The organism is Tolypothrix sp. PCC 7712 (assembly GCF_025860405.1).
Lineage (GTDB): Bacteria > Cyanobacteriota > Cyanobacteriia > Cyanobacteriales > Nostocaceae > Aulosira > Aulosira diplosiphon.
In genome coordinates this window covers 48,717-72,059 of the sequence record NZ_CP063786.1, presented here as the reverse complement: position 1 = coordinate 72,059, position 23,343 = coordinate 48,717, and the positions used below count along the sequence as shown (strand labels likewise).

Below are 23,343 nucleotides of genomic sequence, written 5' to 3'. Positions count from 1 at the left end.
GAGCTATGAAAGATATCTTAATGGAAAAACTGTTTAATCAAGCAGTTGAACCAATCTTCCAAGCCAATAATTTAACTAAATATTCAGCACTGAAACAAAGAGAGGATGAATTTAAATCACTGTTTAATATTGAATTAGCAGAATACGTGGACTCGAAAAGAGGATTTGATTTTTCTCTATTTATTCGTGATTTTTTAAGTGAAGATTGCTTGCCGTACAGGGATGCTATTCAACAAAAATATGGAAAGCGGGCAGCAGATTTGATTGGGGAATTAATTTGTATTTGAAAGCAAAAAAAGTTAGCCGATAGTTAGAATTTTATAACTGTACAATCAGCATTCCGTGCAAATTTGAAACTATGTATTTGTATCTTCCTGACTTAATTGTTGCCCAAACTCAGATATTGAACCTGTAGTTACAGCTTTTTCTAACAATTGATTCAGTAACTCAATGTCATATAATTCATTTAGTTTTTCTACTAATTCAGTAGGAACATTTTTAAATCGAATTGTTAGGATTTGAGCAATATATTTCTGGGTAGCTTTTGCTATACCTATGCGTTCTATGCTTGTTATGTATGTCATTTGCTGTTCAGCCTCAAAACGCTCTAATTCGGCTTGAAAATTTAAGTCTAACTCCGGTGGTAGAGTCATTAATCTATCTAGCAACCGGAAGATTTGCTGGATTTTATCTCTACTATAGCCTAACTCATACATTCGTTTAATTAAGCTCAACTTCCACTGCAATCGGCCTGCTAAATCTTGAGTTGTGGCTTGTGTCCGCAGGTGCGCCATCACTAGTACAGCAAAAGGACTATCACTTTGTTCCAATTCTGACCAACGAGATTCATAGTCCAGTAGCTTGACAATGGGAAACTGAAGACTCAAACGACATCCCCAACGTCCATAACTATATTCTTGCGGTCGCCAGTTGGCTTGATTATCCCCCAGAATTGCCAAGCTAACAACTTCTTGGTTATAACGGTCAAAGATTCTGTAGTGGTAAGAAAACATCCGTTTAGGGAAGTTGGGATCTACTTGACTTTGAATTTCCAGATGAATCAGCAACCAAGTTTCCTTTCCATCTTTTAGCCAAACTTTGATTAGCTTATCGACAAATTGTTTACCAATTTCAGATTCTCTCATCAACTGCTGCAATTCTTGATCGAGAAAATCATAGCCTCGTTCCCAATCAATTTCTGCTTGAATCTCTGGAAAAAAGAATGCAAGAAACGCTTCAAAATATTGTTCTACACCTTCCTTCCAAGCACCATCATAATCAGCTCGTACTTCACTCATAGATTATTTACCATCAAAATATCATAATGCCTTTTTTGAAAGTCAAGTTACTTTAAACGACATAAAATTTATGACTAATTTACATATCAACAAATGTTGTTTTAATATGGAATTTTGTTGCTTGGTTTTTTAAGCGATAGGTTACATACTCAGAGTAGTTTATTCAAAATAAATTAGGAAGATTTTATTGAGCAATATAGTTGCTGATTTACCTATTGCATTAATTTAATTTATGAATTTTTTGTTTACAAATTTAAAAATTTAGATTGATATTAACCTGACAAAACAAAGTTTAGCCACTTTGTAAACAATATTATGACCCGAAAAAATAAAGAACAACCAGCCATGTCAAATAATACTTCCTCCAATACTAATGGTAAACCTCAAAAGCGACTGATAATTATAACAGGTGATAAAGGTGGCGTGGGTAAAAGTACCTTTGCACGAGCAATATTTCAACTTTACATTAATAAAAATCTACCCTGTGTTGCTTATGAAGCTGACTTAAGGAATCCTCAAATAGAAAGATATTTTCAAAAAGATTACCGCCCAATAATACGTTATATTGATATTTTTCATAGAGGTGGTGCTGACGATTTATTAATTAATCTAGATGAGAGTGATTGTCCTATCACATTATTAGACTTACCTGCACAATCTGGAGGTTTTTTTGAAAGTTATGTTAAAGAGCTTGCATTTTTTGAAGTTCTGAAAACTGAAATTAATTGTCGAGTAACAATGGTTTCAGTGATTAGTAGAGTTCTTGACTCTATAAATGTTTTAGAAAAACTTCGTGAACTTTGTAAAGACCAAGTAGATTATATTGTTGTCAAAAATCTCTTTCATGGTGAAGAAGAAAAGTTTGAGCGATATAATGACTCTTCCCTACGTCAGAATATGCTTGCAGAAAGTCTAATAGAACTTGTAATGCCAGATTTATTCTACAAGTCTTATGACTTTCTTGACCGCCATGCTTTAACCTTTAATGAAGGTCAGACTCATAAAGAAACAAATATTGTAATTAAGTCAAGAATTAAATCTTGGCTTGCTGAGTTTGAAGCGCAAATTAAGCCAGCATTTAATTTATTGGGTTTTGATATACAATCAGATGACTGTTACTATCCAGCAGTTGTAGAAAAGTCTAAAGAGCTTAGAGAAAACGAAGAAAAAGAAAAAGCTAAAAACCAAGATGCAAATTTACCATCTCAAGATATAGCTGCTTAATTGAATAGTTTGCTTGGTTGATTATGTTTAAAAAGCGTTTTGTAATTACATCGGGTGATGCGCGTGTGGGTAAGTCCACAGTTTCTCGGCTCTTGCTGGAATTGTACTTGAAAAGTAAATGCAATGCGCGTATTTTCTACCACGGTTATCGTAACAAACTGTCGATGTATAAATCAAAAGGTTTTGAAATAAACCATTTGGGATTGTCTAGGGGCGATTCAGATAGATTATTACTTGACTTAGAAATGTTTCCAAATATTGATGTAGTTTTGACAGATATGCCAGGTCAAAACCATCAAGAGTTCAAGTTTTTTGATAAAGATGTTTCACTGATAGAAAATCTTAACCATCTCGGATATCGTGTTACTTTCTTGCACCCGATATCACATCGTAAAGACTGTGTTGAAGATTATCTTGAGGATTTATACCAGCATTTTGGTAGTCAAGTTGACTATGTTGTTATCAAAAATTATTACTTTGGCAAGCAATTTCGATACTATGAAGGTAGTAGATTCCAAGCTGATATTAAAAAATTAAATGGCTTGGAGCTAGTTTTGGGGGGATTGCATAACGAATTTTACGAGTTGCTTGAGGATACTGGTTTACCCTATGCTCAACTTATTGAAACTAACTCGCCTCTTAATACTATTCAGCGTTCAATAGTATTCAACTGGATAGAGAATTTTAATAATTCTATTGTTTCTAATGAGATTGCTTTGAATTATTTAGGATTAGGTAATCACTGTACAAAACTAGCTTCTGTAGGTGCAAATCAACAAAATCCTTCCAATTTTGATGTAAATGAAAATATTGAATCTGAAGAATGGTAAGTATTATCTTTACCAAATTGACAGTGAGGTTTTAAATTAACTGTTTAAACAACCTATGACCAATATTGCAAAAGTTGTTGAAAAAGTAATTGCAGAATATTCTGAAGAAAAGAAAGCAGAGGTCACTGATTGGATACTTAAATTGGGTGTTAGACCTGATGACCCCTTGTTTAATCTATATGCCGAACTAGGTACAACCCAATTTGCGTTACAGCAACTACCTGGTAGGCTTGACTCGCTTGTGGTGGGTTGGGCTGACATGGTGGACGATAAGTTAAATAGTGCTTCTAAGGTGGCAATACAGCAACAAAAAAATGCGATCGCCCAAGCCGCTAAGGATTTAATTAAGATGACTAAGCAAGCTGGTGGGGCATTGCCTCTCTTGGGTGTAAGTAATTGGCGATTGGCACAAGTAGCGGGAGTATTGGGTTTTGTACTGGCTTTAGGGACTGCAATTGGTGTTTTTACACACAAGACCATTGCTGGAAGTGTAACTTTTCAGCAGGCGGCTTCTGGATCTGCCATCTTACAACCCGAAGATAAAAAGCTTCTGGATTGGGCTAAATCCAATGAAGGTAAGGTAGCGCGTAGTATTTATATGAAAAACGCCGCCATCATTAAAACTTGCCGCCAGCAGAAGAAGTATTCAGGCGGCTGCATAATTGCAGTTGATTAATTTTCTAGGCAACCCAGCCTTTGTATCCCTTATTACTCGTTTTAGCTGTATCCTTTTGACTATTTTGGTTGGTTTTGACCCTTGTGTGGGTTTCTTGAGTAATTTCTTCTTCGATTTTCATGTCTGCAAAGCTGAGGATTCCCAGGCGGATAGCTTCCCGGATAGCGTTTAATCTATCTTTGACTCCTAACTTGATAAATGAATTATGTAAATATGACCTGACTGTACCTTCGGAAACATACATGACATTAGCAATTTCATTATTTTTCATGCCACCAGCCGCTAATTTGAGAACTGTAATTTCTTTACTAGAGAAATCACTTAACAAATCTAGTGAATTTTTATCGGCTGTGTCATTTGACCTAAGATTATCAATCAAAATGCGATTAATAGTTGGGTCAATCCATGATTCGTTATTGTATGCAGCCATTACTGCTTCAATGAATCTTTCTCCTACTTCTTCTCTGGCATTATTTTTACAGTAGTAGCAGTCTGCGCCATTACTAATTGCTGCGTTAATGGTATCTCGGCTGCTATTTGCAGTCATAACCACTATTTTAATTGATGTGTGTTTGCATTTAATTAAACTTATGACATCAGTGCCATTGATATCAGGTAAATCAATATTTATCACCACGATATCTGGCTTTTGTTGGTCAACAATTTCTATTCCTTCTTTTCCGGTTTTTGCAAGGCCACATACCTGGATTTTACCAGTTTCAGATAATATCGTCGCCGCACCGACCCTAGATATGTTCTCATTTTCAATGATGACAACATTAATAGGTTTCATATTACATACTGTTTGGTTTAGTATTGTCCCTGATAATAATACTTATAGCACTTACTTTTTACTGTTTCTTAATCTTTACAGTTACTATAAATTAATCAGCTTATTTAAAAACTTTATTTTTAATTTTAAAAAATTTACAAAGTCACGGGATGGTTTGTGTAGTTTTCATTAAGCAATATATTTACTAGGCAATTTTATTGATCGGTTTTAGTTTTAATAGTATTTATCAAATTTAGGGAGTAATAAACGATTTTTTATGAATTTCAATAACCTTTTAGAATGGATAGAAAATATTGTTGTTTGGTCTTTAATAGTAATGCTATGTTTGGTCGGGTTAGGTAGATTACCTATTAACCCGACGAGTTTGTTTGATTTTACTGCGTCTTTTTACTATTTTTCTGTTGCGGTTATTATTTGCCCCAAAACTCCCTTGAGTTTTAATAACAAGCTAGTTTTGGGGTTTATAGCTTTTTCGTATGGTGTGTGCTTTGGGTTGATTTAATTTAATCTATCTCTTGAACAGCATTCTGGTTTTTGAATTGTTGTTGGTTCTGTTCGCAGCGTGCTTGTTGCTCATCGAACAGAGCCTTAAACAGTTCAAATTCATTATGGGTAAGGTTATTGATGATGATAGAGTAATTCTCTGAGCTATTATTACGAGATGCTAGCAATGCTTCTTGGCTTGCTTCTGAATCAGGCGAATTTCTATCAAGGCTAAGAGTTTGTGAATTTTCTTCTAATTTTAGGCTTGCAGTATATGCCTCACCTTTATAAATAATACTTTGTGTCTCTTTGTCTGGTTTACCGAATATATTTAAGCAGTCTAAAATTACAGGAATAACAAATTGTTGAATTTGGAAATTAGCGATAATAGATTGTACTTTATCGTATTGACCTTCTTCTACTAGATTGCCATTCTTGTCGTCATTTTTATTTGTAAAGTTTTTTAGAACATCTGGCTCAATTGTATTTTCTTTTGACTGGCTTACTTCGGGTTGTAAAGGTGACTCTGGACTAACTGGATTAACAAAATTGATAAGTTCAATTTCTGTGGAGCTTAACTTTACTTCCTCTTGTGCTATTTCACTGATTCTATTCATTTCTGAATTTAACTTTAACACAGCTTCTTGTCGTTCCTCAGCAGTTGGAGGATTTTTTGCATATTCTTCAAATTTCTCATCAGGTATATTAAGTTGTGCGATCAATTCTCTAAGGAGACAAGCTTGCATTGCTGGAGTTAAACCTTCTGCTGGAAACTCGATTAATTCTTTCATAGTAAAATTACCTCTCTACTAAATCTTTTTTGATATCTTTGAGTGCATTATTGATGCGAAGATTCATAACTTGAAAATCTTGTAATGTTTTATCACTGATGTTACTTACTTGAGTTTTTCCCTGTTTGACATATAACAAGATATTATCCTTTTTATCTTTAACTAAATAAGTTTGGTTTTGAGTTTGAGTAGCAATCTGATATTTTTCTGTTTGGACTGACATAATGCCATTAATATCTTCTTGTCCAATTGTCTTAACTACACGTTGAGCAAGACTGGTCATCTCATTAACTTTTTCTAATTCTTTAATGTCTTGTTCCATTGCCTTAAAAGCATTCTCAAGACTAATATTTTCTTGAATGTATAAATTAGTTATCTCTTGAATTCTATTGAGATATGTGTCTGATTTACCGAGTTTTTCAGCTGCCATATACCAGTCTTGGAGATTTTGCACTGTATTAGCTTTCATCCGCTCGATAATGCTATCCATTGCTCCAACCTGCTGCATTTTGGGTTGAGCAGGTGATGCGAGTGCTTGGTCAATATTTGGTTCTTGGCTTTGTTGTGATGAAAAAATGCTCTTGTCTTTAGCAATCAACGAATTATGTGATACTTGTGTATGGGCAGAAATAATATCGCTACTAACTTTGGTGTTTTCTACAGGATTAAATACTGTGTATCCTTGGGAAGTTTGTTCTACTTTGTACCCTTTTTCTTGAAGATAATTTTGAACTAATTGGTCAGTTCCTTGTGCGTTTCCAACTAGAAAAGAGCTTTTCGCTGCTATTGCCTTATCAAGTAGGGGTTTATAGTGATTTTCAAATGTTTGGGAAATTTGCTCGCTTGTTACTCCGCGCCACGGGCCAGATCCGGACACCATAATGATGTCTTCTTTTGAGTAATTTCCTGTGTTGGCGCGTTCCCCCCATGCTTGCTCGTAATTTCGAGTGCTTGAAGGTGTACCGGGGGGTGCAGCTGATTTACCGATAAACTGGGTAGCTATTTGGGCCATCGCAATGTCTTTTTTCATGTGTTCAGCGACGGCGGCGTTTATAGGTTCGAGTTGGGACAGTGGATTTGTGGGCCGCAGAGCAGTCTGTTGGGACTTGTCCTGCTGGGTTTGTACTGTAGTTTGTTGTGTTTTTGCAACTACATACATATATGCTTCGCTAAGGGCTTGAATAAATGCGGATTCTTTACCCTTACCCTCCCACTGTTGATCCTGAGCATTAGTAATGCTTGTACAATTCTCTAACCAATTGACTCCCCCGCGTTTGGCGATCGCCTCAGTTAGCCGGGGGTGTTGTTCGAGTTTAGCCTGAAGCACTTCTACCATTAGCTGGTATTCATCAACTGATGGATGCAACTGCTTTTGGTGATTAAATGCGTGTTCGGCGGATGCGTATGCTACCCCTTGAGGTTTTTGGATATGGGTTTCTACTCCATACTGCCCGGCGGGGGCTTCAGGATTATTTTTGACTGAAACTTGGTAATCGTTTTGCAGCTTGCCTTGTTCTTTGGCGAGTGCAGTGGCAAGGCTGAGTGCAACTCCCAGCCCATCTTTGGAGTCGGGGCTGATATTTACTGGAGTTGCAGGTTGTTTTTGGATGGTTGGGAATGGAATAATTTTGCCATTGACATAATCTCCTAGTGGCTCCATGAATAAGCCATATACCTGACTCTTACTCGCTTGAGTTTGGGTAAGTTCTTTTGGTGAATGCTTCTCCCATCTCGCCCAGGCTTGCTGGTAACTTGGGTCTTGAATCATTTGGGTGGTAATTTTGTATTGCTTACCTACCCGAAAAGCAACTTGCTCGCCGTTTTTACCTTGGGCGATCGCAATATCTCCCTCATTGATACCATAAGTTTTTTGGTAGTCTACACCTCTGGTAGTGTGTATCCTACCGTGTCCGCGCATAGCATCAATGGTTGTGTCAACTGGTACTGCGGCAGCTTCGCCGTGCAGATGCAGCGAATAAATCATTGGTACTGGTTTTCCAGATATAGTTGGGTTGTCTGGAATCTGAGGATTAGCAGCGCGTGCCGCAGTGAAATTGCCAATGGCGATAATTTCTTCGACAGTTGGTTGGTTTGAAGGGTGTGAGGGTATGTTTTGGGCGACTTCTCTGAGGCTGGTATAACTGCGCTCTACTTTAATTTCTCCCCCTGGTGTCCACTCGTTAGCTTTGATGGTGAGGTCGTTGTTAGTTTGGACTACCGCACGAGGAGGTTGGTTTGAGGTGAGGAAGTTCTCAAATTTTTGGCGAACGCTGTTTTCTCTGCCCAGATCATTTTTAATTGACCAGATGTTGATAGACCATCTGCCAGCCTCAGTATTCAGTGCAGCGTGTTCGTTCTTGCAGTTAAAGCGGGTTACTGTACCCGACTCAAGTTTAAACTCTTGATATGGTGCGTCCTGATTCTCTTCCCTAGTCCATGCCATTCGTTCCTTAGCAGCGCGATAGCCCCAGTCAGAATTTCCGATATTAATGCTGCGGGCCTCCGTCGCGGCGTAGGAGTCATCGCGGTGATAGTTAATGCCAGCACCGGGGTTCTCGGAATAAGTTACCAGCACAATATCAGCGTCGGGATATACTTGCTTAACAAGTTCCATCAACTTGTCGTCCTGTACCCCTGGCTTAAAGTCTTTATCCTTCAAATCCCATTTTGCACCGATCCAGGCGACTTGTCTCAGTAATGCATAGTTAGATTTGTCATTTTCAAGTATAGGTTTGAGGTGGGTTTCAAGATGCGATCGCAGCTGTTCTACTTTTTTTTCGCTTATCTTACCCAAAATTTCAATAGCTTTAGTTGGATCGGCTTGACGCGAGTTGGGTAGTAATATTGCCTGGTTATTAGTTTCTGATTGTGTATTATTTATTGCTTGTATCTCAACCGCGTTTTGATAGACTTGTGAAATTACTCCAACTGTGGCGTTAGTATTCAATTGAATATTAGTTGTATTCTTTTCTGGTAAAGCTTTAGCAGGAACAATTGGTACTGGAGAATCTTCTTGATTGAGTTCTCTTGGACGGTTAGGAAGTGCTTTTAGAGCTTTTTGGTAATCACTATTTTCTGGAATATGGTTTAATTTTAAAAGACTACCTTCATCTGTAACTTTTTGATTTAAATCTGCACTAAGCTGTTCGTAGCGGTCAAAACCATCAGCTTCGCCAATATTAATAGCTTCTCCAAGTAAAGTATTTAATTCTTCGGTTATTTTCTCACTAATCTCATTTTTATTAAAAATGAATGTAGCTGTGTTACTCTCAATAAAATAGTCGTTTTCAGTAGATTTCAATTCTAACCAAGTGGCTACAGTGATCGCGTCTTGTGCGGGGACTACTAATCCAAAAGCTTCTTTAGTTTCTACCTGCGCTCCATCGGGAGAAGTATATTGTTGATTTGGATTATAAAAATATACAGTTTGTTGGGGAATGATTGGAGTGGGTTGTGAGGGTGTATCTGCACTTTTGATATGACCACCAGCACGGTTAATAAAGGTTTGTCTTAATTCGCTGCTGATAGTAGTTTCATCAAGTACGAATACAGTCATTCCCTTTTTGCCTTCTAACCGAGCTTGTGATACAGGAAGTTGTTCGTATAATATTCCTACTTTTTCGAGATACTTTTTGGTTTTTTCGGTTAGATTTTCATCAACTGCTAATCCTAAAAGTCCTACTAATTTTTGTTCTTTATCTTGGAACATGATTGTAGGGCGTTCGTTAATTTTACCGAGTATTTGGTTGCGTTTTTCCTGCTGCTCGTCTCTGACAGGCTTTTCATTACTTATAAGCTGACTGCGTTTAACCCATTTGTCAGGATACTGTACTGTTTCTGGATTAATAATTATTTTACAGGTACTTTCATTACTGGTAATCTGTACAGGGATAGTGGTTCGTTGTTGGTTTGGGCGAATAATACCCGTATCAATTAATTTTTGTACAGTGCTAGTTTCTTTCCTTTGCCACTGTTTTTGTATATTCCCTTTATTTAAATCAGCTTCGAGACGTTCATTATGCTGACCAATAATACCGAGTGATTGGTCGCCAATTTTAGCAATATAAACGTGCTTTTTATCAAATGCACGAACTAAAGTTTCTTGAAATGCTTGGTTGTTAATCTCCTGTTTCTTGTATTTTGGATTCGTAATATTAATTCGTAATAGATTGCTTTGAGATGTTTCTGCTATAGCATAGGCATTTTGTTCAGTGATGATAGTTTGAATTTTAAGATGTAACTTTTGCCCATTCCCAGGCTTTTCTGCTAGCCAGCCTTGAGCAATACCTTCTTTGATTGATTCTTTATCAATATTGCCTAGTTTTTCAGGTTTGTTACCATTTTGAAGATAGATAGTATAGTCTTCCCGAATCAGGTCAACCTTTTCGATTGTTAACATTACAGGTTCATTATTAAACCTTTGGGAATTTCCAAACTTATTAACTTCGCCTACCTTGAAAGTTAGTTCTGGTAGTCCAGGTACTTTGGTTGTAACAGAGGTGGTATATACTTCACCTTTTTCAAGATTACCAATAGCAATAGTACCAATTGGTAGCCGGGCGTTACTTTGTTCAATATTTCCAAATGATTCGTAATTACCCTCTTGATTCTGGATTTCAATTACGCTTTTTCCATCTTCAGCTAGATTAAATCGAATACTCTGAGGTTGATTTTCATTTAAAAACTCACTATTCCGGTCAAACCCAGTGATACTAAACTCGGTAAACTTGAGTGTATTTAACTGACTGATAATCTCTTGAGGAAAGGTAGCAAAAGCGAAATTAGAAACTTTATTTTGGCGATCGCTACTTTTATCATTACTATTCTCACGAGTAGTTGATACTGCCCAGGTGGCAGCTGCCATTGTTAGCTTTTGGTCTTCTGGGAGCGAATTATAAAATTCCTCTGCTATCTGGTAAGCTTTTTGGTAAAGAAGTTTAATTTGACCTTCGCTTAGTTCAGGCTGGAATAATATTTTGTTAGATTTTACTTCGTGCCCAAGTGTAATTCCTATCTCTTCGAGTTTATTTTCTTGCTCTCTCGCTAGTGTTCCTAATGTTCTAAACTTGGGTTTACCATTTTCAGTTTCATCGTTAATTTGAGCATAAACTAAATATTTATGCGGACGGTTATTATTGCGCTTATCTTCGGATATTTCTGATAGTTTTATCGTAATTGTATTAGCTTTCCAGATAAATTTATTATCATACTGTAGAAGATTAGTTATACTTACTTGATTACCATTAGCAAGGGTAATATTTACAGATGGCCCTTTTTCAGTTTCTTTTTGTTTAGATAGCTCACTTGCTCGGTTGAATGATTTGTCGAATTCTTTTTTGATGAGGGTAGCTCTTAATCGCTGTTCGTGAGAAAATTCAACCCCTTTAAATAAAGCTTGAAATTGAACGATTTCACGCGATTCGAGGCGAGCTTTTTCAAAATACTGATTGGTTTGAGCAATTAGTAATTCAACAGGAGAATATCCTGTCGTTTGAATTGTATTGTCAATATAGACATCTTTCTTCTTATCCTTAATATAGTTGACTTCACGGTGAAGAATCCGACTGTTGTTGCGAATAATTTCAATTTCAGGTTTTTTGGCACTCTTGAAAAGGTCAACTGAAATTTGATTTTGAAATGCTGCCTCAGCAATCATTTCACGATACATTTGGGTATTAATGTTCATCGCCACTACTGCATTAGCCTGGTTTAAGGGTTCTTGTCGAACAGTTTTGATGAACTCTTCCATGTAACTGCGATACTTGCTTGGAATCTCCTTCCCTTCAATACCCTTGGATTTTGCCCAGGCTTCTGTTTTGAATAAATCTTCGTAGTGTTTGGCTACCTGCTGTACGTACTCAATTGAGTCTTTTTCACTACCAAAGTTTTTGAGAATCGTAATTTCTGACTCTAACGCCTCAATTGAGGTAAGGTGATTGTTGATAACACCCACACTAATGCCATCGCTCATGTGGATGGCGATTTCCTCAAATTCTGGCTGGCTTCCATCTTCTTGGTAGAAAGATTGTTTTTTAAGTTTGACAGTTGGAGCGTAGGCGTTTTCGGGCAGGTTGCGCTCTTTTGCTTCGATGGTGAAGTTGGGATACTTGCTTGCCCGCTCGAAGCCGATACAATCACCATCGTAATCGCGTGCCTGGCGCTCTTGTTCGGACTCTTGAGGGAGAATCTCTAATTCATAACCAACTGATTGTAGTTCTAAAATATACTCGTTAAATTTGTTAGTAAACTCGATTTTATCTTTAGTTTCGAGCTTACTGATACTTTGGTCTAAGTAATTTTCAATACCTTCTAACTGGATATTTTTTCCTTGAGCTTCTGGCAGGATAGATTTAATTTGCTCATTGAGACGGTTGTAAATGCGATCGCTTGTTTCGTCCGAGACAGCGATCGCACCAGCGAGAGGTTGACCATCAGGCCCAAGGATATCTTCTACAATTTTGTTAGTTGAGACGCACAGACCATTTGAGTTAAGGAAAGGGGAGCGGAAGTTGAGAACTTCTTCGCCGTCTTGATAATGCGGTATGGAAATTTCCCCATTTTGCAGGTCTTTGGAGGGAATGACCATTGCTCGCTCAAACGTTAACGTCTTGCCGATGGCGATTTCTTTCCACTCGTTTTGGACGAACCGGGCGAGTTCGCGCTGTACTTTCTCAGTTTCGAGAAGTTGCCCCTCTCCTTGCAGGTCAGCTTTGATGAGTTTGTAAATCAACGAGTCAGTAGCAATGCGCGAGCGCAAAGTTTCTAACTCTTCTGCTAATGTTGGATCTTCTGCTGCTTGTTCTTCTAGTGTGGTTGCTTGTTCTTCAAGAAAGGCTTTACGCTTCTCGTACTTTTCGCAGTAAAGTTGTGCAAGTTGCCGAGGGTCATCCTGTGCTTCTTTAAGCTTTTTGGCTTCAAGTTCTAATTGTTCGGTAAAGTCTTTTAGTCCGTTAGGGAATGAAGCGAGTAACTGTGAGATAGCTGTCTTACCGAGTTCAGATTGTGATTTTTCACCTAGCCAGATATTTTGTCTGTACAATCCAGGTTGAATTTGAGGCTTAGTTGGGCCATTGGGATTATCTTTATCAGTTCCCTTGAACGCAGATAAGGGAAGAATTAGGTCAATTTTAGTTGAGTTATTGGAGTCTTGATAATTGAGGATTTGCTCAAGGTTAGCAGGGCGTAGTGTACCTTTACCAAAACGGTATTTCTGATCATCTCCGTCTCGATCAGTCCAACCAAAGCGGTGCTGAATTACTCGATATTTATCACCTTTTTGATGCTTAGTTAATTCGTGATACAGGTCTTTTGATATTTGTCCGTAACAGTCTCCTGTTAACCGATATGCTTGGTCATCACTAATAATGCCGCCATTTTCACCATTATTATCATCAACTATTAGGATGTTTAACTCTTTATTAACAGCATTTCTACATGAACCAAGAAAGATAGATCCGTAAGCACCTCTATCTTTGTTATCAGGGCATAATTGCCTAATTGTATCTAGACATTTTTCGGGGCCATATAACAACCGAGTTTTTGATGATAATAATAATTTATGACCTTCTGGATGATTAGTTAATTGTTCCACAGTAGACTTTTCGTCCATATGCCCGAACGAAAAGTTTACCTCAGGAAAGAAATGTTCTAGTAGAGTATTATTAAGTTCTTCCTTTAACAGCGAATCTGGATTATTTGTATTACCATCTGTATGAATCCATTGATTTAATCTAGTGTCAAAATGTTTAGCTTGAATTGTCATATATGAACAATTAAACTTATAAAATTAAAGATAAATTTTTACTTTTTGGCACTAAAATACCCGTAGAGTTTAATTTTACTTTCTCTTTATCAGTAATCTATTCAACAAATTTCTAATTTCTACTAACAATTTATTAGTAGTTAAAAGTACCTTGGAACAAGGTTTTTACTTAGCTTAGTCTTTATGAAAGCTTATCCTGCGTGATTTCCTAATTTAAGTATGACAAAAAATATACAAACTTATTGATTACTTTTTGCTTATTTATAAATCAGTAGTAACTTTTGTAATGTTTGCGATTCTGGTTGTGTTTGTAGTTTTAGGCAGAGTGACAATGTGTTGAAAACTCAATACTAAATAGCAGCCGGAAGTACGGCGAGTCATGAAAATTGGTAGCAGGATAGCACTAGGTTTTACTTTTTATTCAGGCCAGTCAACTACTAGATTAACTCAAATACTATAACTACTGGTTTCACTTAAGCGCGCCTAGTGTAACCATATCTTTTGTGCTTTGGCGACTACCTATTGAACTTTAAATAAAGGCTCGACCGCGTAACTAGGGTAGCATTGCCTCTTTAACCCTTCCTACTCTTGGTTGGCAGATTTTAATAGTACGCTTTTTTCTGAGTTTTTTCTTACCCCACATTATTACAGTGCTGTAGTGCTTACTAACTCTGTTCATCTTCATCCAACAAGTGCCTATGATCGCAAAGTTTGAGTCTTTAGGAGATATGTCTAGCTAGGTTTTGGACAATTTTGGACACAGGGAAAGACGCGGCCAATTGAAAACCCTGGCTGACTATCTTACCAGGGAGTCATTAGCCAGGGATTAGCTGTTAAGCTTAGTATCTGTCTTTTGAAGTTAGCGCTCGTTCTTGAGGACAGTAGTTAACTAACTAAAAAAATTATAATTTATTTGAATAAATAATTAGCTAAATACCAACAAATTCATTAATAAGTATCAATGGTTGGTAAAGTTTTCTATGTAATAGGCTATTTAAGTTTTATTGATTATGTGCTAATTTACTTTTATTACTAACTCCAGTATTTCGATTGGCAAACTGTACTTTAAAGGAAGTGTATCTATTTTGCTAACTATTCAATTACTTATTCTAATGACAATTTTTTTGATAGCAAGCGTCATCAGCGTCATCACTGGCAGCACTTCTTTAATTACTGTACCTGTAATGCTTCAGTTCGGAATTGAATCACGCACTGCTCTTGCTACTAATATGTTTGCATTAACATTAATGAGCATTGGTGGCACATTACCTTTTATTGGTAAAGGAGTAATTGACCGTCCTCGCTTACCATTATTGATTTTTCTAACGCTTACATCATCAATTTTGGGAGCATTGCTTGTTCTGATTGTACCTTCAAAATCAATACCACTTGTTATCTCTATCTCAATGATTTTAGTTACGGTATTATCAATTGCTAACAAGAATGCTGGAGTAGTCCCAGCAGAAGCAATACCCTCACAGGCAGCAGAAATTGTAGGCTATATAGCCACTTTTATAATTGGTATTTATGGTGGCTTTTTTAGTGGTGGTTATGTGACTTTACTAACAGCAGCCTATGTAATGCTATTTCGCATGACATTTGTTCAAGCAATAGCAACAACTAAGCTTATTAATATATTTTCCTCACTCATTGCTACTTTAATATTTATGATGCAAGGACTTGTAGATTACAAGTTAGGTATAATTCTTGGTTTTACAATGTTCATAGGCGGAATTATTGGCGGACGTATTACCCTAAGCTTGAGTAGTATCTGGCTACAACGTATCTACCTTACAGTTGTGACTATTCTTACAATCGTCACACTACGTAAATCCCTACAACCTAATCAGTCAACTAGTACTATTAGTCAATTTACACCTTTAGTTTAAAGAAAGGATACCCAAAAAACCTTTCACCCCATAAATTTTTGGATATCCAGAGAAAACAAATAACTCTTGCGATCGCCCGCAGAGATTGTTAGCGATCGCTACATTGAGTCCATACCCTTAAAAATTTTAAATTTTGGAACTTTATTCTAAATGTACACCTACAGATTAAGCCAAAATTTTAGGGTTGCCCTTTATTCTAGCTATTCTTTTTATTTAAAGAAACTAGAACTAAGCTGAAGTTGCACGTCTATGTAAGACTATGGTTAAAAATTTGACGGCAGTAATCGAAGTAAATTTTTCTTTTTTTTGCTGGTTTTATAAATTGCTTGGTGTAATTTCATCAATATTGAAAACTTCAACTGTAGCATTTGGACTGTTCATATCTGTGGTTTGTTCAAGTAGACGTGTTGCTTCCTCAAGCAATGCGCTTGCGTTCTGAAGCAGTGTTCGCACCTGGGTTAACTTGTTTCGCCGTTCGATACCAAGTTGTGCTTCTATATACCGCGCATCATTATGATGGCTGAGGTGAATTACCCGTACTTGTTGTTCTTTCTCTGAAGGTGCAAATATTGCGTTTTCGGCAGTTAGTTTATAGTATGAGTACGTACCACTGGGGCGTTTGACATTGTAAATGTGGAGTTCGCAACTAGGTGGTGCGATGTACTGTCCGTCGAAGTTAGTAAGTCCAGTACGAATATTATCTAATGTGGTGGCGATCGCCTCGACGGCGGAGACAATACCTAACGATTCTGGTGACTGTGGGCAGCCGCGCCTCATCAGCATCATAATGGCGGCAGAACGACGAGTCAGGCGAATTTGTTCTTGATACTGGCGCATTTGTTCTTCCCGGATACGAACAAGTTCGAGTTCTTCATCGGGGGTTAGTTCAAGCGCACTCCCACAAGTTTTGTAATTTAAGCAGTCGCCAGGATCTATGCCTGGGTGCTGCATCATACTGGCACAGTCAAATCCAATTCCACATTTTTTCTTGGGCATGGGTTATCGTTTTTTGTTCTAGTTACTTTTATAATTTTATATAGCTAGAACAAAGAGGCTTATGGGCGAGATAAACGATGTTAGAATTTTTGCGCCTGAGCAAGATATTGCGTCGTGGCAGTCGTTGTTTGAAAATATGGAAGCGCAGGGACTGGTTGAAATTGTTCAAAAACCAGATAAATTTTATGAAGTCAGCGGAAGTGAGAAACTTAAACGAGGGTATTTCAAGATTAAGTTGTTGCGCTGTGATTTATAAAAACATTTGTGTGTCTTAGCTAATAAATATGGTTAAACTAAAAATCCAAGAATATATAGCCAAGTACAGTGCTGAGTTTCCTGACGGAAGAATTAATCGTGAGCTTCCCTTCCCCACAGATACAATATCTGTAGTTTCCGATCCCAAAAATTGGCATTGTTATCCAGAAAACGTAGTCAGGATTTACTTGTCTAATTATGGGCAAGAGGTTTGGGTGGTGGGAGTAGGAGATTATCAGCACCCAACTATTTGTAACAGAGTGTTTGAAGAATTAGACGACGCTTGCAGCTTTATTGTTAATCGTCCTGATGCTATTTCTAAACAGTGGCTTGTTGAAAGCGGATTCGATTTTTTAGAACCTCCTGTATCAAAAGCTGAACGAATTGGTTGAAGTTGGCAATCGAGCGAATAAAATGAATAAAATTACTCCTCTCTAAAAATAAGATTAGAAATTATGTCAGAATACATTCGTCAGAATAGTTATAAAAACTAGATGTAAGTTGATAAATCAAACTGTTAATTATACTGAGGTAATTTTGTATTCTTGCTCTTGGCTCTTGAGTGCTAAATTCTTATCATATTAACAAAAAATTATGGCTGACTTGTCACCAATTTTACAACAGTATTTTTTTACTTTAGGCTTATTATAAGTTTAGATTTTTCTCACCAATACAATAGGCTCAAATAGCTATCATACAAACTTCTTGATGTCCGGTAACAGCTTGTTCCCAAGTTGAATATCTCCAGAATTTACCATTGTATTCACCTCCAAAAACCATAGTTTCAAAAAGCTGTGGTTCTTGATTAGGAAAATTAGAATAATCCTTTCCTAAAAAAATGGTAGATACTCTTCCCCACGAAAAAGTATCTAAAGCTACTTGTATATTGTTTTCATTTTTCCGCCAGTCAGACCATTGCTCAAGACTGTCGGGCTTAATAGGTTGTTTATTTTCATCTAGTATATAAAGCTCATCGAGTATATCCATATAATTTATACAATTTTGTGTCATAAGATAATTATCGGACAAACTTATGTGTATTGTGTACAGTTTGTCACTTCAGCCTTCGTACGCGTCGTAAGAGTAATGTATCGTCTGGGCAACTGTCTTTATTGTGAGAGTTATGTTGTCAAAATTATATTTTAGCAGACATTGCAGAACTGCAAAAATGCAAAACAATGTAAAATTGTTATATTACTTTCAACATTTATGACAAAACAAGAGTTATGTCACAAGAAAGTAAAATTATAGAATTAGCTAACTAATTTTGAAACAAAATCTAACTTTTGATTATGTGCATAGATGAAACGATAGCATCTGATATTAAGGAAGCTGTAGCTAGAGTCTCTTGCTATTTAGATGATTTTGGCAGTCATATTAGCCACTTAAATTTTTCAATTGAAAATTTAGAAGATTTAAAAGAAGAATTTGCAGAAGGAACTGATAAAGATTCAATCGATACTTATTTGTACATTGCATTATCCCGAATAAAATCTACTAAAAATCGGCTAGAAGAAGATATTAAAATTATTAAAAGTTACTTGACTTATTTTATTGAATCCTCTAGTAAAATACCTGAATTTACTTACGATTATGAAAAAAATAAAATCAAAAATACACAAAAATCAGTTTGAGGAAATTGAATGTCCGGCTTGTGGCGGAACTGGAGGAGTTGGAATAGAAGATATTTTTTTCGCCTAGAGGCGTAACATTTGAAGCTGATAATTTTGCTGAATTAATAAAACAAGATGTTTATGCAGAAGTTTTCTATTATGAGGAGCCTAGAATAATATTTAGTGGCGATAACTACTGCGAAATAGATAGTTATTTTATTAATGCTGGGGCTGATTATTCTTCATAAAAGAGAAAATAAAATTTATGTCTAAAAAAGATGTCTGGGTAGTATTTGGTCACTTTCTAGATTTAAATTACTATTACGTATCAAATACTGAATGGACTTTTGAAATAGAAGAAGCTTGCTTATTTAAAACCAAGGAATTAGCCGAAAGCACAATAGGTAGGCTAAAAACTTATGAGAAAAAGAATCTAGACTTTCAGGGAATCAACCCAGATAGCTTATCTGTTGAATGCACCGGCCTTGAAGTTAGCGAATTTCTACATTTTACGGTTTAATTTACCTCTAATAAATATAAACGCAAAAAATTGTACTGTTGATGCTTAGACACCAATAGACAAAACAATTTTTTATGCCTGACAAGTCCACAAATAGCCGCCCCCAAATTCACATCCGGCTAGACAAAGAACCTGGATTGCTAGACGAAATTTTTAAAACCTAAACTGTTTAGTTTGCACTTGGTGACCACTTCGCCAACAGTGTCTTCGCCAGTTCTACTCCTAATTCTGAGTAGATTAAATTCTCTCTATCTACAGATGATTTACTATTGCTCAATACCTCTTTGCGATCGCTGTTTATTCATTAATACTTGTTGCGTAAAGAAACGCAGGCTTTCAATCTGCTCGATTTCATTTGTTGTTAATCGAGTTTGTATCTCTTCATACCAGTTTCCATGACTGTAGCAGGTTTGCATCACAGGAGTATTATCCCCATGACGGTAAACACTCAGAGTATTGCTATCTAAGCTGGCACTCAACTCCCGTCCTTTGATACGGAAGTTATTGGTAACAAGCATATAGTCAGTGATTATAGAAGGCAGATGTTTGAGAGTAGAAGGCAGAAGGTTAAGAGAAGGAGGAACAGGGGAAGATTGCTCTTCCAGGAATTGTTTAGCAGTAAGACCATTTTCTTCTGAAATATCCTGTTGTGGGTACTGTTTTTGGGGATGCGGCTGAACTTGCTTCTTAGTATTATTTGCTTTCAATGTGGGTTTGTCTTCCAATAATTTGGATTGTATTACTGGAATCTCACTTGGATAATTACTGTTTAGTGTATATGTACTAACAAGTGTTTTGGAGTTACTATCGGTATCACCATTGCTATCACTTGTACTGCTATTAGTAGGTTTATCACTATATAAGTAATCATTATTACTTAAAATTATGCTATTTATGCGAGCAATTGCTTTGGCTTTAGCTTTTTGAATTACTTCTATATCTTTATCTGGGTCGTACATGATTCCATATTCAGACCGCAGTTTGTTCCAGCTATAAGGTTTGTATACTTGATAACCAGCAATTTTTACATCATTATGAATGTAGGTAAAGCCTAGTAGTTCTTGCCCCTGCATCTTAGGCAATACTCCAATGTTGTTTTCCTCCAGGCGTTGAATGAAGGTAGAGACGGTGGGACTGTCCTTAATGGCTTCTCCTATTGCTTGGCGAATAATTTCCTTACTGGTTGGGGTTTTGTGCTTACTGTTGACTGCTCTAATGCTTTTTGATCGGTTGGGGCTGGTGAGTGTAATTATTCCGTACTCTTGTTCTAACTTAAAGGACACAGCTTCATTTGTTGTCGGTGTCACCTCTAATCCTAGTTCCGCTGCGATGCGTCTAGTTGAGACTTGGGAGTTGAAATAATCATAGGAATCATTAACTAAGCTGCCATCTAACCGAATCCGGGAGGCGATTATGTGCAGGTGTTCGTGGTGGCGATCGTGGTGGCGTACTGCAACGAACTGACTGGTAGCTCCTACAGATGATTCTTCCTTGGGCAAGTATCCCATATCCTTGAGATATTCTCTTGCTACATAACTGTACTGACTGTTGGATAAATGCTCGTGGTAGTTCGGGCGGTGTGCGATTGAGATGATGAGGTGAGCGCACTGCCGTTTAACTGCTTTGTTGGTGTACTTGATGGTGAGAAACTGCTGGTTAAATTCATTTGGCTTTGTTCCCATCATATTAGTATCGACAATCGCAGCATCATCTTTCCCCAAGACATACTTGAGCGTATCGAGAAAATTGGGTTTTTTGTAGATGACGGGAATCAAGTTGAGACAGTTGAAAGTGGGGGCTATAGAACCTACAATGCCTTATTTATCTTGGCTTGAGGGTGATTTATCGGGAACGTCTATGTTAAATGCAGCTGCGATGGTCTGATCTACAAGTGCGATCGCCTTATTAACAGTATCCAAAATTTGCTGGTTGTTTGTTTCTTTCGCTAAGTGAGATAACATCATCAGTTCGCTTTTAAGGTTTCCAGCAGTAGCGCGGATAGTTATCAAGTCGGCAGACGGTTTTGCCGTTAGTACCCGCCTTAATCCACAGGAACGTAAATACTCAGATGCAGTTACCCCTGTGGCGGTGGCTTTTTCCTCAATGCTAGTTTTTTCTTCCTCAAAGAGGTATACCTTGATGGATTTAGTTCGCTTTACGGGGTCATTTACCATACCTTGTTTCACTACAGGACTAAATGGCACGCACAGTCTGGGGCCATACTCCGACACTGGCGGATAACGGTAAGTTTCACAACAGTGTACGATCTCAATCCCAGACAATACTATTGCTATTTTTGGTATAAACTGTACTGGATTTAGATGCCGTCCGTGAGAGTACTGTAACTTGTGATATGGATACAAGGTTAATATCTTGTGGTTCGTCTTGTAAGTGATGCTGAAGCCGTAGACCTGATTATTATTGCTGTAATTGTTGGTTTATAGGGATTGTATATCATGTCGTCAGCTTGCGATCGCCTAGCGAGTCAAGTTTAAAAATATACGTAATTCCCGATATTTTTAGGTGTTATTTATATCAATTTGTTTAGTTATCAAACAGTAGATATGAAACAAAAGTAGTATTTAGAACTGTATAATAAACAATTTTATTGAATATATTGTCAATTAATCTAGTTTATTGCAAATAATATAAGGATAAAATGACCCTATTAAACATACCTTGTTTTAATTACAGGACTGTATGGCGATAGCAATTGCCTGTTGTGGAACGGGACTGATATAAATTCATATGCAGAGAGGGTTGTAGAGTTTTATTCCAAGACAATTGATGTTTGAAGTAATGCTGAAATAGTTGAGTCAATTTGCCCTCAGAATACCTCAATCATGGGAATTGTGGGAGTTTATTTATCAGTTAACAACATATCTTTATTTAAAAAATTACACCTGATTTTCAATTGATTGGGGTAATTAGTGTGTGAATTGGGGTAGTTAGGAGTAAATACGGGGGTAAGTTCTCCTACCGTGTGGTTAAAGTAAGAGTATTGACAAATAGCTTACTGAGAAGCTTGGTTTGCAGGTGATATAAATATGGCAAGAATGAGTAAGCCTGCCGATTCGGTTGAGTTGGCGCGAATCATGCGAAACAAGGATACAGAGGATGGGATAGTAATTAGCTATCTCCAGTCGAAGAAGCGAGGGCAAACTGAGTTAGTATGTGAGGCCCTGCGGGCGTATTACCTGCCGTTTGCACTATCAGCCGCAGGTGTATCTGGTGTTGAATTGCAATTGGCCCTCCATGATGCGATCGCGCAACTTGAAGCTCAGATAATTAAGATGAAACGGACATTTGGGATGGAGGGGTTGCCCCAGGTAGTTCTTGTTAATCCTCATAGTGGAATTTTCTCGCAGGGTGTGATTGGTTTACAACCAACAGTTGGAACTAATGGAGTAGGAATAACTCCTGTTTCAGCTAGTTTGGTTCCCCCTTCGGTTTCTTTTTTTGATGCCACTGAGCCAAGTCCTGACTCGTTACCTGTTATCTCAGAACCAGCCGGATCAAATATTTTGGAACAAGATTTTGAAGATGATGGGTTCTTTAATGATGATGAGGATGACCCAATTGCTAAGGCAGAAATAGAAGTTGATGCAGGATTTCGTCTGGAGTGAAGGGATTATGGGGAATGGCTGTTAGGTATTAAAGAAAAGCGTATTCTTTGCCTTCGCTTATGATACTTACGTAATTCCCTCCCTTGTCCTGTTTGTTGTGGGCAATATTTTCTAGAGTGCGATGGCTACACCCGCCGCAGGCATCGCGTCAGGCACTGTTGCTACGAAGTGCTCTGTACCTCTTCACAAGGCACATTGAGAAGAAGTTTTTGCCCAAGCACCTGCATTACTCAAAGTTTCGATTAAACAATTTCAGCCATATACTTGGTCAAAGCTTATAGTCGAGTGCGTTAACAGTATTTGACCGAACTGGAGAGGCGATCGCATTCTAACTCCGCAGGCGCAATTGCTTTCATGATATTTCATTTGTAAAAGTTGCAATCACCAATTTTGCAGCAAAGCAAATTTGTAATAAACCCTATTCAACATACCTTGTTATTGTATTAGACTGCTCAATTGTGGTGCTTTTAGTGAGGTAAGTGTGGGGATGATTGAGGTAATACTGGGTGTAATAATTACAATTACATGGTTTATTTGATAAGCCAAAGACTAACTTCATTTTCTAATTCAACTTTTAGTTGATACAA

Annotated in this window: 18 protein-coding genes; 10 read left to right on the top strand and 8 right to left on the bottom strand. The window is 37.3% G+C overall.

Annotation, left to right across the window (positions count from 1 at the left end; all coding sequences use genetic code 11):
* Window positions 1–5 precede the first annotated feature (5 nt).
* Window positions 6–287, top strand: coding sequence for a hypothetical protein (locus HGR01_RS37040; RefSeq protein ID WP_045873849.1), 282 nt, complete (start codon window positions 6–8; stop codon window positions 285–287).
* Between the two features lie 69 nt (window positions 288–356).
* Here the strand turns inward: HGR01_RS37040 and HGR01_RS37035 are convergent, their stop codons facing one another.
* Window positions 357–1,298 carry an Rpn family recombination-promoting nuclease/putative transposase gene (locus HGR01_RS37035; RefSeq protein ID WP_045873773.1) on the bottom strand — a complete coding sequence of 314 codons (942 nt, stop codon included), beginning with the start codon at window positions 1,296–1,298 and terminating at the stop codon, window positions 357–359.
* A 315-nt stretch (window positions 1,299–1,613) separates the two neighbouring features.
* On the opposite strand from HGR01_RS37035, the gene HGR01_RS37030 reads away from it, so the two are divergent.
* From HGR01_RS37030 to HGR01_RS37020, 3 genes are read left to right on the top strand one after another with little or no spacing between them, the layout of a single operon-like run.
* The gene (locus HGR01_RS37030; protein ID WP_045873772.1) at window positions 1,614–2,522 is read left to right on the top strand and encodes a chromosome partitioning protein ParA; all 909 of its coding nucleotides are present in this window, start codon (window positions 1,614–1,616) and stop codon (window positions 2,520–2,522) included.
* A gap of 23 nt (window positions 2,523–2,545) precedes the next feature.
* Window positions 2,546–3,352: a hypothetical protein gene (locus HGR01_RS37025; RefSeq protein WP_045873771.1), complete on the top strand. Its 807-nt coding sequence runs from the start codon at window positions 2,546–2,548 to the stop codon at window positions 3,350–3,352.
* A gap of 55 nt (window positions 3,353–3,407) precedes the next feature.
* Window positions 3,408–4,028, top strand: coding sequence for a DUF6753 family protein (locus HGR01_RS37020; protein WP_045873770.1), 621 nt, complete (start codon window positions 3,408–3,410; stop codon window positions 4,026–4,028).
* 4 nt (window positions 4,029–4,032) lie between these two features.
* Here HGR01_RS37020 and HGR01_RS37015 read toward each other — a convergent pair whose 3' ends face one another.
* From HGR01_RS37015 to HGR01_RS37005, 3 genes are all read right to left on the bottom strand, one after another.
* Window positions 4,033–4,821 carry a response regulator gene (locus HGR01_RS37015; protein ID WP_045873769.1) on the bottom strand — a complete coding sequence of 263 codons (789 nt, stop codon included), beginning with the start codon at window positions 4,819–4,821 and terminating at the stop codon, window positions 4,033–4,035.
* Window positions 4,822–5,324: 503 nt separating this feature from the next.
* Window positions 5,325–6,095, bottom strand: a complete 771-nt coding sequence (locus HGR01_RS37010) for a hypothetical protein (protein WP_045873767.1) — start codon at window positions 6,093–6,095, stop codon at window positions 5,325–5,327.
* Window positions 6,096–6,102: 7 nt separating this feature from the next.
* Window positions 6,103–13,857 carry a hypothetical protein gene (locus HGR01_RS37005; protein WP_062243162.1) on the bottom strand — a complete coding sequence of 2,585 codons (7,755 nt, stop codon included), beginning with the start codon at window positions 13,855–13,857 and terminating at the stop codon, window positions 6,103–6,105.
* A 1,085-nt stretch (window positions 13,858–14,942) separates the two neighbouring features.
* On the opposite strand from HGR01_RS37005, the gene HGR01_RS37000 reads away from it, so the two are divergent.
* Window positions 14,943–15,746 carry a sulfite exporter TauE/SafE family protein gene (locus HGR01_RS37000; RefSeq protein WP_096622312.1) on the top strand — a complete coding sequence of 268 codons (804 nt, stop codon included), beginning with the start codon at window positions 14,943–14,945 and terminating at the stop codon, window positions 15,744–15,746.
* Window positions 15,747–16,061: 315 nt separating this feature from the next.
* Here the strand turns inward: HGR01_RS37000 and HGR01_RS36995 are convergent, their stop codons facing one another.
* The gene (locus HGR01_RS36995) at window positions 16,062–16,742 is read right to left on the bottom strand and encodes a hypothetical protein (protein ID WP_045873764.1); all 681 of its coding nucleotides are present in this window, start codon (window positions 16,740–16,742) and stop codon (window positions 16,062–16,064) included.
* Between the two features lie 61 nt (window positions 16,743–16,803).
* On the opposite strand from HGR01_RS36995, the gene HGR01_RS36990 reads away from it, so the two are divergent.
* Both HGR01_RS36990 and HGR01_RS36985 read left to right on the top strand, forming a co-directional pair.
* Entirely contained in the window at window positions 16,804–16,998 is a 195-nt protein-coding gene (locus HGR01_RS36990; RefSeq protein WP_045873763.1) for a hypothetical protein, read from the top strand.
* A 28-nt stretch (window positions 16,999–17,026) separates the two neighbouring features.
* Window positions 17,027–17,389, top strand: coding sequence for a hypothetical protein (locus HGR01_RS36985; protein WP_045873762.1), 363 nt, complete (start codon window positions 17,027–17,029; stop codon window positions 17,387–17,389).
* Between the two features lie 289 nt (window positions 17,390–17,678).
* Here HGR01_RS36985 and HGR01_RS36980 read toward each other — a convergent pair whose 3' ends face one another.
* Window positions 17,679–17,984, bottom strand: a complete 306-nt coding sequence (locus HGR01_RS36980; RefSeq protein ID WP_052335391.1) for a hypothetical protein — start codon at window positions 17,982–17,984, stop codon at window positions 17,679–17,681.
* A 305-nt stretch (window positions 17,985–18,289) separates the two neighbouring features.
* Between HGR01_RS36980 and HGR01_RS36975 the strand changes: the two genes are divergently transcribed.
* Together HGR01_RS36975 and HGR01_RS36970 are read left to right on the top strand one after the other, a co-directional pair.
* A complete protein-coding gene (locus tag HGR01_RS36975; protein WP_045873761.1) occupies window positions 18,290–18,631 on the top strand; it encodes a hypothetical protein in 342 nt (113 codons plus the stop codon).
* Window positions 18,632–18,875: 244 nt separating this feature from the next.
* Window positions 18,876–19,130 (top strand): hypothetical protein, encoded by a 255-nt coding sequence (locus HGR01_RS36970; protein WP_062243159.1) that lies wholly within the window; start codon window positions 18,876–18,878, stop codon window positions 19,128–19,130.
* Window positions 19,131–19,396: 266 nt separating this feature from the next.
* Here HGR01_RS36970 and HGR01_RS36965 read toward each other — a convergent pair whose 3' ends face one another.
* Together HGR01_RS36965 and HGR01_RS36960 are read right to left on the bottom strand one after the other, a co-directional pair.
* Entirely contained in the window at window positions 19,397–20,905 is a 1,509-nt protein-coding gene (locus HGR01_RS36965; protein WP_228045079.1) for a relaxase/mobilization nuclease domain-containing protein, read from the bottom strand.
* Between the two features lie 42 nt (window positions 20,906–20,947).
* Complete coding sequence (locus HGR01_RS36960) at window positions 20,948–21,412, bottom strand: plasmid mobilization protein (protein ID WP_228045082.1); 465 nt, start codon at window positions 21,410–21,412, stop codon at window positions 20,948–20,950.
* A 774-nt stretch (window positions 21,413–22,186) separates the two neighbouring features.
* On the opposite strand from HGR01_RS36960, the gene HGR01_RS36955 reads away from it, so the two are divergent.
* Window positions 22,187–22,756: a hypothetical protein gene (locus HGR01_RS36955; RefSeq protein ID WP_263420086.1), complete on the top strand. Its 570-nt coding sequence runs from the start codon at window positions 22,187–22,189 to the stop codon at window positions 22,754–22,756.
* Window positions 22,757–23,343 lie beyond the last annotated feature (587 nt).

What these genes read in the sequence shown, in the direction of transcription:
- HGR01_RS37040 (WP_045873849.1), top strand. Translation starts at nt 6, where the DNA reads ATGAAAGATATCTTAATGGAAAAACTGTTTAATCAAGCAGTTGAACCA.
- HGR01_RS37035 (WP_045873773.1), bottom strand. Translation starts at nt 1,298, where the DNA reads ATGAGTGAAGTACGAGCTGATTATGATGGTGCTTGGAAGGAAGGTGTA.
- HGR01_RS37030 (WP_045873772.1), top strand. Translation starts at nt 1,614, where the DNA reads ATGACCCGAAAAAATAAAGAACAACCAGCCATGTCAAATAATACTTCC.
- HGR01_RS37025 (WP_045873771.1), top strand. Translation starts at nt 2,546, where the DNA reads ATGTTTAAAAAGCGTTTTGTAATTACATCGGGTGATGCGCGTGTGGGT.
- HGR01_RS37020 (WP_045873770.1), top strand. Translation starts at nt 3,408, where the DNA reads ATGACCAATATTGCAAAAGTTGTTGAAAAAGTAATTGCAGAATATTCT.
- HGR01_RS37015 (WP_045873769.1), bottom strand. Translation starts at nt 4,821, where the DNA reads ATGAAACCTATTAATGTTGTCATCATTGAAAATGAGAACATATCTAGG.
- HGR01_RS37010 (WP_045873767.1), bottom strand. Translation starts at nt 6,095, where the DNA reads ATGAAAGAATTAATCGAGTTTCCAGCAGAAGGTTTAACTCCAGCAATG.
- HGR01_RS37005 (WP_062243162.1), bottom strand. Translation starts at nt 13,857, where the DNA reads ATGACAATTCAAGCTAAACATTTTGACACTAGATTAAATCAATGGATT.
- HGR01_RS36995 (WP_045873764.1), bottom strand. Translation starts at nt 16,742, where the DNA reads ATGCCCAAGAAAAAATGTGGAATTGGATTTGACTGTGCCAGTATGATG.
- HGR01_RS36990 (WP_045873763.1), top strand. Translation starts at nt 16,804, where the DNA reads ATGGGCGAGATAAACGATGTTAGAATTTTTGCGCCTGAGCAAGATATT.
- HGR01_RS36985 (WP_045873762.1), top strand. Translation starts at nt 17,027, where the DNA reads ATGGTTAAACTAAAAATCCAAGAATATATAGCCAAGTACAGTGCTGAG.
- HGR01_RS36980 (WP_052335391.1), bottom strand. Translation starts at nt 17,984, where the DNA reads ATGGATATACTCGATGAGCTTTATATACTAGATGAAAATAAACAACCT.
- HGR01_RS36975 (WP_045873761.1), top strand. Translation starts at nt 18,290, where the DNA reads ATGTGCATAGATGAAACGATAGCATCTGATATTAAGGAAGCTGTAGCT.
- HGR01_RS36970 (WP_062243159.1), top strand. Translation starts at nt 18,876, where the DNA reads ATGTCTAAAAAAGATGTCTGGGTAGTATTTGGTCACTTTCTAGATTTA.
- HGR01_RS36955 (WP_263420086.1), top strand. Translation starts at nt 22,187, where the DNA reads ATGAGTAAGCCTGCCGATTCGGTTGAGTTGGCGCGAATCATGCGAAAC.